A 13,739-nucleotide genomic window follows, 5' to 3' on the forward strand; every position below is an offset into this window, starting at 1 on the left:
AAGAAATGAAAACTGTACACTTTTGTTTTCTAAAGATTCAAAGTTTTCTGCAATCCATTTTTTTCAACCGATGGTTTGCTCATTGATTTTTTCTTTTTGTAACGCTCTTTATATTCAGTAAACATGCTGATATTCAGCAGCATGCCCATACAGATGCTAAGTAAAATGATGGACGATCCCCCGTAGCTGATAAACGGAAGTGTCACCCCAGTGATTGGAATAAGACCTGAAACACCGCCTAAATTGATACAAGTTTGGATCGCAATCATGGAGGAAATTCCTATTGCAAGCAAACTTCCAAACGGATCTTCACACTTTCTCGCAATATAAAAACCTTTCACGACGATGAAACCAAGAAGAGCGATAACGAAAAACACGCCGAAAAAACCAAGCTCTTCTGAGATAATTGCCATGATAAAGTCTGTGTGCGGTTCTGGCAGATATCCGTACTTTTGAACGCTTTCTCCTAGACCGAGTCCAAAAAAGCCGCCTGATCCAATGGCATAATATGAATTAATCAATTGATGCCCAGTAGCCCCTGCATCTTTAAATGGATCTTGGAAACTCTCAAAACGTCCGAGACGATTTTGCGTGAAAATTTTATCCCAAAAAAGAATAATAAATGGGGTCACGACGACCATTACTGCACTAAATAGCGCGAGCAGCTTCGCTAGCGTTTTGCCGCTAAAACCTGAGCATAAAATCATCGCAAGGGCAATCATGCCAATGATAAAGGCTGTCCCATAGTCTGGCTGCAAAATGATAAATCCGCACAGGATAGAGACAATCACGATCGGAGGCGTAACACCTCTTAAAATATGATCAATATAATGCTGCTTTTTGGCATACACCGCAGCAAGATAGATGATGACGACAATCTTCACAAATTCAGCTGGCTGAAGACTAAAAGGTCCTAATTTGATCCAGCTTCTTGCGTTCCCTGCAATATGACCGCCAAAATACACATAGATGAGGGAAAAAACTGAAAGCAGCAGCATACCAATCTGGAATTTCTTATTTGAAAACAGCTGATATGGAACTAATGCTGTAAAGATCAAGATGGCTGCTCCAACAATCATAAATAAGAGCTGTTTCTTAAAAAAGTTATCTGGCGCGGCATCGTATCTGATAACAGATGTAATCATACTTGAGCTATACACCATAACCAAACCGAATGCGCTGATTAAGATAATGGCGAACAATAATGAGTAGTCATACGATTTTAGCATTCTCTTTAACATATAATCCTCTTCCTAACGTCTGTTTCTACTGCTTGATATCTTCTTAGCTGTTCTTATTCTACTACATTTTCTCCGTTTGATCCCGTTTTACCTCTTTTATATTGTTCGTCATTCATGAAAGAATCAAGTCCGTTTGCCGTTAATCCATCAAAAGAAAATAGAGGACAAAAAAACTCAAACTTAGTTGTGGAAGTTTGAGTTTTCAATCGTTATTTTTTTGTGAACGCATCATGAAGTGCGGAAAGCTCTCTCTCAAGTTTATCGAGTAGTTTCTTACCTTCATGTTGATCAACTAATCCAAGCCGGACAGCGAAATCAATTTCTCTCGATAATCCGAACATTTGAGTATCTAAAACCTCTTCATAAAGAGGACATTGCGGCATCGTTAAGTTGTCCATTTGCACTTGGATCAATTTTAAAATTTTATCTGCATCCAATTTTAATAAAGCCAGTGCTTTTTGCCGATGATCGACTAAAATTTCTGACGCCAAAAGTATCCCTCCGTTCCCCAGGCGAGTACCTAATTCTTCTATTTATCATAAAGCGAAACGCCCAAAATTGCAAGCAGATTTGTACAGTTCGCTTTGTAAAAATAAAAAGAAGACATTCATCATTAAAAGATACTCATCTCATATTTTTCACTCATGAGCTCAAGCAGCTTAATCCCAGCAATACTATTCCCTTTTTCATCCAGTGCAGGACCAAAAATTCCGATCCCAAAATCATATGGAGCCGCTCCCATAATCCCGCCTGAAACACCGCTTTTAGCGGGTATGCCGATATTAATGGCAAACTCCCCGCTTGCATTGTACATGCCGCACGTCACCATAAAGGTTTTACAAATTCTAGCGACATCTTTTGAAAGAATTTGCTGCCCCGTCTCTGGATGTCTGCCATCTAATGAAAAAACACAAGCAATTTTCGCCAAATCTAAGCTGTTCATCATGATGGCACATTGTTTCGTATACACGTCCATGACCTCTTCTACGTTCCCTCTAATAATATGATATTGCTTCATATAATAGCACATAGCCCGGTTAATCATTGATGTCTCAAATTCGGATGCGGCTGTTTCCTTGCAGTATGTAATGCTTTTGTCATTTGCAAGCTCTCTAATAAAGCCAAGCAGGCGGTTTAGCTGATCTTGCGGCGTCGCGCCTCTTATTAAGCTTGTGACTGCAAGCGCTCCTGCATTAATCATTGGATTCAGCGGCTTATTCGGACTTGCTGTTTCCAGCTTAATCATTGAATTAAACGGGTCACCTGTAGGCTCTTGTCCAACAAATTGAAAAACTTTTTTTGGCCCTTCTTCTGAGAGTACGAGCGCAAGTGCTAATACTTTTGAAATACTTTGCAGGGTAAAGCGTTTATCTACATCTCCTGCCGAGTGGCAAGTATTACTCACATGATACACAGCCACAGATAAATCCGTCTGATCCGCTTTGGCGAGAGCGGGAATATAGGATGCTACTTTGCCATCTTTGGCCACTTTTTTTGCTTCTTCTACAAATCGCTGAAGCTCTTCATTGTCGCGACATGCCATGCCCAATATCCTCCCTATCTTTCATGTAAGATTAGTGTGTACAAGGAGATGCATGTTTATGAAAGTGACAAAGCAGGCGAAAACTTCTATAATTTATGGTGGAAAGGGGTTGTCTTGAACATGAGCATCATTCAAATTAAGGGGAACGTAAAGTACAAGATCACCATTGATCCAAGTGTATGGATTTTTGATGACCGTAAATTTTTAATGGATTCATTTTTTGAAAAAAGTACAGCAAACGAAGAAAGTCAGCTGGATCAGGAGCTTGACCAAGAGCGGGTGATCAGAGAAGGGCAAACACTTCCACCCACTTTAAAAACAGAGAAGAAGTATGAAAAGGAAAGACTCGTCACAGGCAGCTTCGGAATGAAGCTTGGTGATATGCTGAAAAATGCAGAACCGCTTGAACATGCAGACACATGCGAATTTGTCACAGATACAGAGACAATTGCTGTTCCGCTTTCTCAGGCAATGGAAAGCATTGCACACTTCAGCCAAAATGGGAAGCCTATGACTGAAGAAGGACCAATCCACGTTTATTTCGCGGATCAGTCCAACCTCACTCAGCCGATAAAAGGTGTCAAAGAGCTCATCATTACATAAGACAGAGGGTCTGGACTATAGCAAATCAGCTGCAAGCTGTGCAAGTCCAGACCTTTCTCCTTTGACAAGCTTGACATGTCCAGATATTTGCTGTCCTTTGAACCGCTCAATGACATACGTAAGCCCATTATTTAAGCTGTCTAAATAAGGATGATCGATCTGCTCTGGGTCTCCCATTAGCACAATTTTACTTCCCTCTCCGACTCGCGTTAATAATGTTTTCACCTCGTGTTTCGTTAAATTCTGCGCCTCATCAATGATAATAAATTGATCAGGGATACTTCTTCCGCGGATATACGTTAAAGCTTCCACTTGAATCGAACCAATTCCCGCCAAAATCGCATCAAGTTCACCAGGTTTTTTTGTATTAAATAAAAATTCTAAATTGTCATAGATCGGCTGCATCCATGGTCTGAGTTTCTCTTCCTTTTCACCTGGCAAGTAGCCTAAGTCCTTGCCGACAGGAACAATTGAACGGGCGACGATCAGTTTTTTAAACATGCCAAGATCCTCTGTCTGCATTAATCCGGCAGCCAGTGCAAGGAGTGTTTTACCAGTTCCCGCTTTTCCGATCAATGTCACGAGGGGAATATCACGGCGCAATAGCAGCTCTAGTGCCATGGTCTGCTGAACATTTTTCGGACGAATTCCCCAAACATGCTCTTGATCATAAATGAGCCGTTTCACATTCTCTGCTTTTTGATCAAGCATTCCTAAAGCAGAGCCGCCTTCATTCCCTTTCATAATGACAAACTGATGAGGGTTTAATGGTACACTCGTGACTTCTTTTATCGGTAATTGGCTTTGTTTATAAAATGTATTCAATTGCTCCGTCGGAATATAGAGCTCATGATAGCCGTTATCAATGTCTTCGTTTTGCAGCACACGGTCACTTAAGAAGTCTTCAGCTTGGAGGCCTATAGCATCTGCCTTTACCCGGACTAAGACATCTTTACTGACCAAAATAACTGGCCGGCCGTGAGGCTTTGTTTCTTCCTCTAAGCTCAAATTTTTCGCGACAGCCAAAATCCGATTATCGTTCGTTTTTTCAATAAAAATTTCTTGAAGTTCATGGAAAGAGCGATGATTCAGCTCGATGCGCAGCGTTCCTTTTGACTCTAGCGTAATTTTTTCATGGAGTTTCCCTTTCGATCTCAAACCGTCGATTAAACGTGAGACGCGCCGAGCGTTTTGCCCAACCTCGTCCATGTATCTCTTTTTCGAGTCTACTTCTTCTAACACAACGGCCGGAATGACGACCTCGTTGTCTTCAAATGAAAAGATTGAATTCGGATCCTGTAATAACACATTTGTGTCTAATACATAAATTTTACTCAGGTCCTTCGCCTCCTGATCGGGGTTTCATTCATCCTTGTCTTTCCCAAAACGATTGTTAAAATATATGTTTTCATGAATAAAGTTAGAAGGTTAATTCAACAATAAAATAAATCATGCAGTTTGTGAAGGAGGGAATTTAGATGCGACTATTTTTAACATTATTCATGATTCAAACGATCATTCTGTTAGGCGCTTGCCAGCAGCAGGAAAAGCCAGAGGCGCTGAACAAGCAAGATGGACGCCAGCACTTAGTACGGGTATCAGACTCATCGAAGAAAAAGACAAATCAAGCCCGCCCATCCACAGATGTTGCGCAGCATCTTGTCAATGTGACAGAGCACGTAGCAGATGTCAATGATGCAACAGCAATCGTCATCGGCCGCTATGCTGTTGTTGGTATTGATGTAAAAGATGATTTAGATAGAAGCAAAGTAGAAACCATTAAATATTCAGTTGCAAAAGCGCTGAGAAATGACCCGGAAGGTGCAAATGCTGTTGTGGTTGCTGATCCGGATACAGTCAGCCGTTTAAAAGAAATGGGCAAAGAAATTCAAGCAGGCCGTCCTGTAAGCGGTATTATGGATGAACTAGCTGCTATTGTCGGCCGCGTGATGCCAGAGATGCCGAAAAATGAGATCGACCGTAACGAAAAGGATCCGACAAATGATCCGAATAATCAGCTCAAAGAACAAGATCAAAAACAGTTAGAAAAAAATCAAAACGACCAATCAAACCATCATATGAATCAGAAGAAATAATGAGAACGGCTTATATCTCCTGTGATATAAGCCTTTTTCTACGCTGATTTTAAGTGGCTGGAAAACATGCTATAATAAATGCATTAAAGTGAGGTGAAAATGATGAGAGTGAAGTGCTCATTATGTGAAAAGCTTGAAACCATTGATGATGATACACTCGTTGCGAAACGGTTAAGAAACCGGCCAATTCATACATATATGTGCGATGACTGCCAAGAACGCATTAAAATAAAGACAGAAGCTCGCATCAAAACCGGCAGATTCTCTCTTTATCAGGATCCTGCGACAAAAGAGAAAAAGAAGAAAAAAGGAAAGAAAGAACAAAAGACATAAAAAAAGACCTGACACATGTTCAGGTCTTTTTTTACGTATTGACTGTTCCTTCTTTTTTCGCACGATGCAGCCGTATTTTATAAATAATCAAAATGGCAGCTGCCACAACAAGGCCTTCCGCTACTGGCAGGAAGATTCCTAGAAATGTGAGAAACGTGCAGCCAAAAATCAAAAACAAATAAATCACGAGCGCTTTTAAAATCGGTAAACGTCTTGCAAAGCCGAGCTTAAAAACAATAATCGCTAAAACAAGGATGGTGCCATATAGGAGCCACATCCCTGTTTGCGGATTTTCATCGACACGAAACAGCATCGCGAAAAAGGATAGATTTTCACTTACTTCCTGATCATTCAAAAAGATTCCCTCCCCTTATCTTTCAGGGTTCTATCTTTTTAATTCTTCATGGAATTAAGATAATCCTGCTAGCTTTTTCTTCTTCGCTGCTTTCTCACGTTCGTTTTTGTCTAAAATTTTCTTTCTAAGACGAATGGATTCAGGTGTAACCTCACAGTATTCGTCTTCATTCAAGTACTCAAGAGATTCCTCAAGTGACATAATACGAGGTTTTTTCATGCTAACCGTTTGATCTTTCGTCGCTGAACGTACGTTTGTTTGTTGTTTCATACGGCTTACGTTTACAACAAGGTCGTTCTCACGGTTATGCTCCCCAACAATCATCCCTTGGTATACTTCAGTACCTGGCTCAACGAAGATCACACCGCGCTCTTCAACACCTTGGATTCCGTAAGCAGTCGCTTTACCTGTTTCCATTGAAACAAGTACACCTTGACGGCGTCCGCCGACTTGACCAGACTGCATTGGCTGGTAGCTGTCAAACGTATGGTTCAAAATACCAAAACCACGAGTTAATGAAAGAAATTCAGTTGTATATCCAATTAAACCACGTGATGGCACTGTAAAGATCAGGCGAACTTGACCGTTACCATTGTTGATCATGTCAATCATTTCACCTTTTCTTGCACCCATTGATTCCATAACAGAGCCAGTATGCTCTTCCGGTACATCAATTTGAACGCGCTCAACAGGCTCACATCGAACACCATCAACTTCTTTTACAATAACTTCTGGCTTCGATACTTGTAATTCAAATCCTTCACGTCTCATATTCTCAATGAGAATGGATAAGTGAAGCTCTCCGCGTCCAGAAACAACCCAAGCATCAGGTGAATCAGTTGGATCCACACGAAGACTGACGTCTGTTTGAAGCTGCTGCTCTAAGCGCTCTTCGATTTTACGTGATGTCACGTATTTTCCTTCACGGCCTGCAAATGGGCTGTTGTTTACAACAAACGTCATTTGAAGTGTCGGCTCATCAATACGAAGGATTGGAAGTGCCTCTTGGTGTTCTACCGGACAAACCGTTTCACCTACGTTGATGTCTTCCATTCCAGATACAGCGACAAGATCTCCCGCTTTCGCTTCGTTGATTTCCACTCGTTTTAACCCTTGGAAACCAAAGATCTTTGTTACACGGAATTGTTTCACAGTGCCGTCGACTTTCATCAAGGCTACCTGCTGTCCTACTTGCATTGTTCCTCTGAATACACGGCCAATTCCAATTCTGCCAACATAATCATTGTAATCAAGTAGCGCCACTTGGAATTGAAGCGGCTCTTCATGGTTATCAACCGGGCAAGGAATATGGTTCACAATAGCTTCAAACAAAGATTCCATGTTTTCATCTTGCTTGCTCGCATCGTTACTTGCTGTACCATTGATTGCTGATGCATAGACAACTGGGAACTCAAGCTGTTCTTCTGTTGCATCCAATTCAATGAACAAGTCAATCACTTCATCGACTACTTCAGCCGGACGAGCAAAGTCGCGGTCAATTTTATTGACGACAACGATTGGTGTTAAGTTTTGCTCAAGTGCTTTTTTCAGCACAAAGCGTGTTTGAGGCATACAGCCTTCATAAGCATCCACAACAAGGAGTACACCATCTACCATTTTCATGATACGCTCAACTTCACCACCGAAATCGGCGTGTCCTGGTGTATCTAAAATATTAATGCGTGTATCTTTATAATTTATCGCAGTATTTTTAGCTAAAATCGTAATACCGCGCTCTCGCTCTAAATCATTTGAATCCATGGCTCTCTCAGCGATATTTTCATTCGCACGGAAAGTACCAGCTTGATGGAGCAATTGGTCAACAAGCGTCGTTTTACCATGGTCAACGTGGGCAATAATTGCGATGTTGCGAAGGTCTTTTCGAAGTTTCACATTTTCATCTCCTAAAATAATTAGATAACTTTCATATTATATCACAATCCCCTTTAAATGCCGATCGTTTTTCTGTAAACTTATATTAACTCTAAAAAAAGGGATGGGGACATATGAAACAAATCAAATGGCTTCTATTATTATGTGCATTACTTGCAGTTGTCAGTATGGCGTTTATTGGGGTAACTCTTGCAGAAAAAAACATACTGGGCATATGTCTAAGCATTGTATTCGCCATGATTTTCATGGGTACAGGATTTACATTAAAAAGAAAATTAAACGTGCAATCATAAAATTAGGTAAAAGCCTTTTACATTCTACATGTAGAAGGCTTTTTATTTTGAGTAAAAACAAGACAATTCACCTATGAAAGCTCCATTCATCAGACGAAACGTATATTGAAGGCTTGACAAAAATAAGTAATCTGAACCCCTCCATTTTTCGACAAGAACTTTTATAGTTCTCCAAAATCAAACATAAAGTTACAATTTTCCTATTCTTCCACAAAGTTTCTCATGGTATGCTTTTCTTGCAACAAAATTTAACAGAAAAGGGAGAGAAAAGAAGCATGAAGAAGTTTTTGAGCAAATCGCTCAGCTCTGTTGTATTTTTCGCTTTAGCTATTATTCTTACTTTCACAACAGTAGCTCCTGGGCAAGCAAGCGCTGCAACTTTCAAAGGCATTCCTTTTGAACAGCAGCAAATCATTAAAGAATTATTGGAGAAAAACGAGCGTGTCATCAACATTCTCATCAATTCATTTGTTGAGGAAGACAACAACTACACATTTGATGTGAAAAAAGCTGTTGAGCTCGGACTAACTGAAGAAGAAGCGGCGACTGCTGAGAAATTCTTAGATCGCGCAGCTGTTCTTACAATCGTTTTCAGTGAAAGCATCACTAAAAACGAAAAAGGGAAATTGGTTTTTGATGCAGCAAAAGCTGTTGAACTTGGTCTTACAAAAGAAGAAGCGGCTAAATTCGAAAAGCTTTTCAAATCAGTGATCAGAATTGCTGATCTTGCTGGTGATGCCCTTGTTCTAGACAAAAAAGGAAACGTTGTGATTGATTCAAAAATCGCAAAAGGTCTTGGATTCAGCTCTACTGAATTACTTGTTTTCAACCAAATGCTTAAGAAAATTCCTCAAGAGCAATTAAAAACGTTTTATGATGCAGTTCAAATTGCGAAAGAAAAATTAAGCTAAGCTCAGAAAACCCCCACCTGGTTTATCCAGATGGGGGTTTTTTATTTCAGCCAATAAAGAATAATCATCATGGCGTATCCTATACCAAATGCGATACTTGCTCGATATAACAGCTTGCCATAGTAGCGCTTTTCAAATTTTCTTCTTTCTTCCTTTTCATCTATATATGGCATGAGATCAGGAGTTTGTATAAGGGTTATTGGCTCTTTCATTTCGTGATAAAGGTGTTGGCATCTCTCGCAGGATTGTAAGTGCTCTGCAACAATTTTATTTGTTTCTGCACTTGTGTCCCCCTCTATATAAAGTGGTAACATTTCTTCAATCAAATAACAGCTCATTTATTGAACTCCTCACAATGTAGCATTCGCTTCAGCTCTAATCTGGCTCGATGAAGGGTTGTTTTGACTTTAGATAAAGTCCAATTCAAAATTTCAGCTACTTCTTCATATGACAATTCTTGAATATCTCTTAAAATGAGGACCTCCCGGTAGGAATCCTTCAGCTGATAAATATGATGCCACAGCCTTTCTATATCAGCTTGTTTTTCAATGTGATCTTCTGGTGTCGTGAACGACTGCTGCTCTAAGAAATCCATTTCCTCTACGTTCGTAAAAGTCCATTTTACTTTTCGGCGATAATCATTCACAAATGTGTGATATGCAATGGTATAAAGCCATGTTTTCATACTTGAATGTCCCTTAAAGGAGGACAACCCATGCAGTGCCTTCATAAATACGTCCTGTGCAAGGTCCTTGGCTGTTTCCATATTTCCCGTCCGGCGATATAAATATTTAGTGATTTCCTGAAAATATTCTTGATAGATTTTTTCAATTTGCTCTGCTGGTTTGGACATCAAAAATAAAACCACACAGTCATCCAAATCGATAAAACGATAAAAAAGAAGTATAACGAGTAAATAAACCCTTTCATGCGTTTTAACTCGTCATAGTCCTTCTGACCTTCCATCGGCGCTGAGGGCTGCTTTTCACCCGTGACCGCATGCTGAAATTGCTGTTCGTGTGCCTTCATCCAGCTAGCTGCCTCGTCTCCCAGGTCCCCTTCTTGATACAGTTCATATAAGTCTTGAAAGATGGCTTGTTTTTCTTTATCTGTCAAAACGATGCACCTCTTTTGTTCGTCCATTCACTTCATAGATTTTATGCTCATTTGATCCGAAGGTTTGTATGATGACAAGCCATGAAATGTCGATGTTCCCTTCTTTGTCGATCATTCTCACAGGTTTTATTTGCTTTTTATAGATCGTATATGGTTTATACCTTTTAAGTACTTGCTGATAGACGTCCTCACGATCTTGATTAGATACTGCGTGCGGGATAGAAGAAGCAACTTGCACTCTCAACTCAATTCCATCATCCCCTTTAAACAGATTGACGACATGAGAGGAGCGTTTAAATGTATATTGTTTACTTTCACTAGTGCCTATTTCTTTCCTTACGTCTTTTGGTGTTTTCCCTATGATCTTTAACAAATCTTCATCGCTGACGTTCCCTTTTTTCTGTTGAAGAAACGCTTTTGACAGCTTGAAGCTGATGACTTCATTTGATGAGCCATTAAACAGAAACTCCGATTGATCTTTTGTTGTGACCCTCACTTCATGCTGCCAATCAAAATAAAATTCATCAATGCCTGTGATTTGATAAGCTGGCGGCTTGAGGTTTAAATGTTTATAAATACTGTTGATCCTGTTTTTTATCTCCGTTTCTGTTAAATGGATTCCGTCAATATCCTTTAATTGAAAGATGGCGTTTACGTATTGCGCTTTTCGAAGCGTCCCTTTTTCCCAGATGGCAGACGCTAAACTGTCCTCTTCATTCTGAGACATTTTTGGCAGAAGAAGAACGTTCGTCTCTCCATCCTCTTTTTGCACAGCCAATTGAATGCGATTGAGATCTATTGATCTTCCGCTTCTTTCGAAAAATTCAATGGTCTTTTGCCTATATTCTTTATCGGTCAGTTCCTTTCCCTCTACACGACCTCGATAAGAATATTCGCTTAATTCACCTGTAAACGGAGAAATATTCACTTCATACTGATCATCTGCAAACACGTAATGATAAGGGATAGGCTGATGACTAGCATTTAAATACAGCGATTGATTCTCCGGTACAAACTTTGAAGCGAATGCTTTTGCACTTGCTGCTGATAAAGGGCGATATTCTTCTGAGAAAGTATCTACCAATTCCGTTTTGGTGAATTGGAACATGGTATGAGGGATATTAATAATCGGATTGAGTAATAGCAGAAAAAAGACAGCTATACAACCGGCGCCCCACTGCCTTAATCTCACTTTGTCCCGCAGTAAAGCAGATAACAAATAAATCGTCATAAAGCTTCCTGCTGCTGCCGCTAAAATGACAATCGATTTAAATGTAGATTGAAGTTCATACTTCGAAATAGAAGGATAAAAAATAAAAAGCAGGGCTGCAAAAATTAGGCCATAGAACAACAGCAATTCCTTCCACTTCCAGTGCCAAAACAAGCAAAAGAAAAGATGCAGTACTAAAGCCGCAAAGCCAGCCATAACCAAAATGGTGATCAGCTCTCTCCATACTAGCCATATATCACCGCTAAGAAAGAACTTTTTGCTTTCAGCAAACACAATAAACACGGTTTGACATAAAGGCAGAAGTAATACAGATAAATCAAAAGCAAAAAACATGCCTTTATTTTTTAAATAAGGAAGAGTAATCACATAGTACAGTGATGCAAGCAAAACATACCCATAAATGAGAAATTGCATGAAATCTGTCAGCACTTCAAATGTTTCGATCGTATACTGTCTAGCTAGGACTTGGTGGATCATTTCAACTGTCATTCCGCCAAGCAGAACAACTCTTAATACGATTCCAGCATAAAATACATAACCACTCTTCTTTTCTTTCCATAGCGGAAGTGTCATGAAAAGAACAAATAGTCCAAGTACACACCATTGAATGATGCGGATACTATACTCATTTAAAATAAAATACCTTTCAAAATGGAGCGATAAATCACTAAACAATTCAAACATTGATACACAATCCTTTACATAAAATTAAGGCCTCATTCGTATAGACATTCGCCTTACCAAAAAGTTTCAGGAAAAACAAAAAATCACTTCATTCTCATGAAGTGATTCCGTTTATTTTTTATTTCCGTTTCCTTTTATGTAATCATGCAAGATTTTTTCACAAATGGATCGATTTCCGGCGACTATGCTGTTTTTATCTAGGAACGTAAGACGTTCTCCGTGAATATTTGAGTAAACAGCCCCTACTTCATCAAGCAGTACGCAGCCCGCTGCATAATCCCATGGCGCAAGCCTTAACGTGACATATGCGTCACTTCTGCCGCTTGCAATATAAGCAAGCTCAAGGGCAGCGGATCCAATCGTTCGTGTCCCTCTCACATCACGCACAAGACGGGCAAATGGTTTGGCGTCAAAATAAGGGCTTTCGATCGCCCATGTCGGATTAATCCCCACAATGGCTTTTTCAATCTCCACATCTTTTAATCGAGGGAGGAGGGTATCGTTCATATAAGCTCCTTCTCCTTTGATGGCATGGTAGAGCTCGTTATGAATGACGTCATAAATAAGACCGATTTTCCCTACACCATTTTCAAATATCCCGATTGAAATGGCAAAGTTGCGTTTTTGATGGACAAAGTTCATTGTGCCATCGATCGGATCAATAATCCACACAATCCCATCGAGTGAGGTCACCTCTTCCCCTTGTCCCTCTTCTCCTAAAATGTGATGGTCTGAAAATGTCGACTGTATTTTTCCAATAAAAAAACGCTCTGTTTCTTTATCGATATTCGTGACAAGATCATTTGGATTTGATTTTGTTTCAATTGATAGACCTTCCTGCATGGACGCTTTAATACGGCTCCCTGCTTCTTTTACCCAGAGCTTTGCAAGACGGTCAATTTCCACCCAGTTTGTCATCAGATTGTAAACCTCTTTTCTATGTAGGACCTATTTGTAATAGCATACTGATATTATGTACGTAAAAGCAAGAAAAAAGCAGCTTCATACAAAAACGAACCGATGAATTGGTTCGTTTTTACCTCACGCTGTTTTACCCTTGAAGCTGCTCCCATTCTTTTCTTAGGCGCTCAAGCTTTCGTTTGCTGCGTTCGATTTGGATGTCATCTTTATGCTCGATGGCTTCATGAAGCGTAGAAAGCTCATAATCAACCTCTAATCTCCACACAGCGATGCGATTCTTCTTCTCCTGCCTATACCCCTGCTTCACGATTTGCTTCATTGGTCAACGCCCCTTCCAGAGAATGATTCATTCCTTGTCAGTTTTCATTGATAAAAAATTCAATCGATAAGAGAAATGGTTCTTGCTTATATCGTATGAAGCGATCGCATAACCGCAACGACATTCTGAAAATTGTGTCTTTACCTATTTATTATGTACCACAAAATTGATGATTTTAAACGCTGCGCCACGACCTTCAT

At 39.9% G+C, this 13,739-nt stretch carries 17 protein-coding genes; 5 read left to right on the forward strand and 12 right to left on the reverse strand.

The features are described from left to right. Positions 1–29 precede the first annotated feature (29 nt). The 3 genes from ftsW to glsA form a co-directional block, all read right to left on the reverse strand. On the reverse strand, positions 30–1,241 hold the full coding sequence (ftsW, locus tag AMR95_RS05145; RefSeq protein ID WP_039178273.1) for a putative lipid II flippase FtsW: 1,212 nt from the start codon (positions 1,239–1,241) through the stop codon (positions 30–32). A gap of 209 nt (positions 1,242–1,450) precedes the next feature. Further along, the gene (locus AMR95_RS05150) at positions 1,451–1,732 is read right to left on the reverse strand and encodes a YlaN family protein (protein ID WP_003212509.1); all 282 of its coding nucleotides are present in this window, start codon (positions 1,730–1,732) and stop codon (positions 1,451–1,453) included. A gap of 122 nt (positions 1,733–1,854) precedes the next feature. Then, the gene (gene glsA / locus AMR95_RS05155) at positions 1,855–2,784 is read right to left on the reverse strand and encodes a glutaminase A (RefSeq protein ID WP_034281651.1); all 930 of its coding nucleotides are present in this window, start codon (positions 2,782–2,784) and stop codon (positions 1,855–1,857) included. A 120-nt stretch (positions 2,785–2,904) separates the two neighbouring features. Between glsA and AMR95_RS05160 the strand changes: the two genes are divergently transcribed. After that, positions 2,905–3,387: a hypothetical protein gene (locus AMR95_RS05160; RefSeq protein ID WP_058837800.1), complete on the forward strand. Its 483-nt coding sequence runs from the start codon at positions 2,905–2,907 to the stop codon at positions 3,385–3,387. 15 nt (positions 3,388–3,402) lie between these two features. Here the strand turns inward: AMR95_RS05160 and AMR95_RS05165 are convergent, their stop codons facing one another. After that, entirely contained in the window at positions 3,403–4,725 is a 1,323-nt protein-coding gene (locus AMR95_RS05165; RefSeq protein WP_039178271.1) for a PhoH family protein, read from the reverse strand. A gap of 140 nt (positions 4,726–4,865) precedes the next feature. Here AMR95_RS05165 and AMR95_RS05170 point away from each other — a divergent pair, with 140 nt between their 5' ends. Further along, on the forward strand, positions 4,866–5,483 hold the full coding sequence (locus AMR95_RS05170) for a YhcN/YlaJ family sporulation lipoprotein (RefSeq protein ID WP_058837752.1): 618 nt from the start codon (positions 4,866–4,868) through the stop codon (positions 5,481–5,483). 102 nt (positions 5,484–5,585) lie between these two features. After that, complete coding sequence (locus AMR95_RS05175; RefSeq protein ID WP_024424769.1) at positions 5,586–5,816, forward strand: YlaI family protein; 231 nt, start codon at positions 5,586–5,588, stop codon at positions 5,814–5,816. Between the two features lie 31 nt (positions 5,817–5,847). Here the strand turns inward: AMR95_RS05175 and AMR95_RS05180 are convergent, their stop codons facing one another. Together AMR95_RS05180 and typA are read right to left on the reverse strand one after the other, a co-directional pair. Beyond that, positions 5,848–6,129, reverse strand: coding sequence for a YlaH-like family protein (locus tag AMR95_RS05180; protein ID WP_044334035.1), 282 nt, complete (start codon positions 6,127–6,129; stop codon positions 5,848–5,850). 96 nt (positions 6,130–6,225) lie between these two features. Then, positions 6,226–8,064, reverse strand: a complete 1,839-nt coding sequence (gene typA, locus AMR95_RS05185; RefSeq protein ID WP_024424768.1) for a translational GTPase TypA — start codon at positions 8,062–8,064, stop codon at positions 6,226–6,228. Between the two features lie 113 nt (positions 8,065–8,177). Between typA and AMR95_RS05190 the strand changes: the two genes are divergently transcribed. Next, the gene (locus AMR95_RS05190; protein WP_024426900.1) at positions 8,178–8,357 is read left to right on the forward strand and encodes a DUF5325 family protein; all 180 of its coding nucleotides are present in this window, start codon (positions 8,178–8,180) and stop codon (positions 8,355–8,357) included. A gap of 275 nt (positions 8,358–8,632) precedes the next feature. Further along, positions 8,633–9,268 carry a hypothetical protein gene (locus AMR95_RS05195; protein WP_024424766.1) on the forward strand — a complete coding sequence of 212 codons (636 nt, stop codon included), beginning with the start codon at positions 8,633–8,635 and terminating at the stop codon, positions 9,266–9,268. A 41-nt stretch (positions 9,269–9,309) separates the two neighbouring features. Here the strand turns inward: AMR95_RS05195 and AMR95_RS05200 are convergent, their stop codons facing one another. From AMR95_RS05200 to AMR95_RS05225, 6 genes are all read right to left on the reverse strand, one after another. After that, complete coding sequence (locus AMR95_RS05200; protein WP_058837753.1) at positions 9,310–9,606, reverse strand: anti-sigma factor family protein; 297 nt, start codon at positions 9,604–9,606, stop codon at positions 9,310–9,312. Beyond that, complete coding sequence (locus AMR95_RS05205; RefSeq protein WP_058837801.1) at positions 9,603–10,121, reverse strand: sigma-70 family RNA polymerase sigma factor; 519 nt, start codon at positions 10,119–10,121, stop codon at positions 9,603–9,605. The genes AMR95_RS05200 and AMR95_RS05205 overlap by 4 nt, the downstream gene beginning before the upstream one ends. Continuing rightward, complete coding sequence (locus AMR95_RS05210; protein ID WP_058837754.1) at positions 10,121–10,384, reverse strand: hypothetical protein; 264 nt, start codon at positions 10,382–10,384, stop codon at positions 10,121–10,123. The genes AMR95_RS05205 and AMR95_RS05210 overlap by 1 nt, the downstream gene beginning before the upstream one ends. Beyond that, on the reverse strand, positions 10,374–12,299 hold the full coding sequence (locus tag AMR95_RS19195; RefSeq protein WP_058837755.1) for a hypothetical protein: 1,926 nt from the start codon (positions 12,297–12,299) through the stop codon (positions 10,374–10,376). The genes AMR95_RS05210 and AMR95_RS19195 overlap by 11 nt, the downstream gene beginning before the upstream one ends. A gap of 111 nt (positions 12,300–12,410) precedes the next feature. Next, on the reverse strand, positions 12,411–13,217 hold the full coding sequence (locus tag AMR95_RS05220) for an inositol monophosphatase family protein (protein WP_058837756.1): 807 nt from the start codon (positions 13,215–13,217) through the stop codon (positions 12,411–12,413). 133 nt (positions 13,218–13,350) lie between these two features. Further along, entirely contained in the window at positions 13,351–13,539 is a 189-nt protein-coding gene (locus AMR95_RS05225; protein ID WP_039178243.1) for a hypothetical protein, read from the reverse strand. Positions 13,540–13,739 lie beyond the last annotated feature (200 nt).

The sequence above is a fragment of the Bacillus sp. G1(2015b) genome, from assembly GCF_001482475.1.
Lineage (GTDB): Bacteria > Bacillota > Bacilli > Bacillales > Bacillaceae > Bacillus > Bacillus safensis.

Coding starts and splice junctions, on each gene's coding strand:
- ftsW (WP_039178273.1), bottom strand. CDS start 1,241: ATGTTAAAGAGAATGCTAAAATCGTATGACTACTCATTATTGTTCGCC.
- glsA (WP_034281651.1), bottom strand. CDS start 2,784: ATGGCATGTCGCGACAATGAAGAGCTTCAGCGATTTGTAGAAGAAGCA.
- AMR95_RS05160 (WP_058837800.1), top strand. CDS start 2,905: ATGAGCATCATTCAAATTAAGGGGAACGTAAAGTACAAGATCACCATT.
- AMR95_RS05170 (WP_058837752.1), top strand. CDS start 4,866: ATGCGACTATTTTTAACATTATTCATGATTCAAACGATCATTCTGTTA.
- AMR95_RS05175 (WP_024424769.1), top strand. CDS start 5,586: ATGAGAGTGAAGTGCTCATTATGTGAAAAGCTTGAAACCATTGATGAT.
- AMR95_RS05180 (WP_044334035.1), bottom strand. CDS start 6,129: ATGCTGTTTCGTGTCGATGAAAATCCGCAAACAGGGATGTGGCTCCTA.
- AMR95_RS05190 (WP_024426900.1), top strand. CDS start 8,178: ATGAAACAAATCAAATGGCTTCTATTATTATGTGCATTACTTGCAGTT.
- AMR95_RS05195 (WP_024424766.1), top strand. CDS start 8,633: ATGAAGAAGTTTTTGAGCAAATCGCTCAGCTCTGTTGTATTTTTCGCT.
- AMR95_RS05200 (WP_058837753.1), bottom strand. CDS start 9,606: ATGAGCTGTTATTTGATTGAAGAAATGTTACCACTTTATATAGAGGGG.
- AMR95_RS05205 (WP_058837801.1), bottom strand. CDS start 10,121: ATGTCCAAACCAGCAGAGCAAATTGAAAAAATCTATCAAGAATATTTT.
- AMR95_RS19195 (WP_058837755.1), bottom strand. CDS start 12,299: ATGTTTGAATTGTTTAGTGATTTATCGCTCCATTTTGAAAGGTATTTT.
- AMR95_RS05220 (WP_058837756.1), bottom strand. CDS start 13,217: ATGACAAACTGGGTGGAAATTGACCGTCTTGCAAAGCTCTGGGTAAAA.
- AMR95_RS05225 (WP_039178243.1), bottom strand. CDS start 13,539: ATGAAGCAAATCGTGAAGCAGGGGTATAGGCAGGAGAAGAAGAATCGC.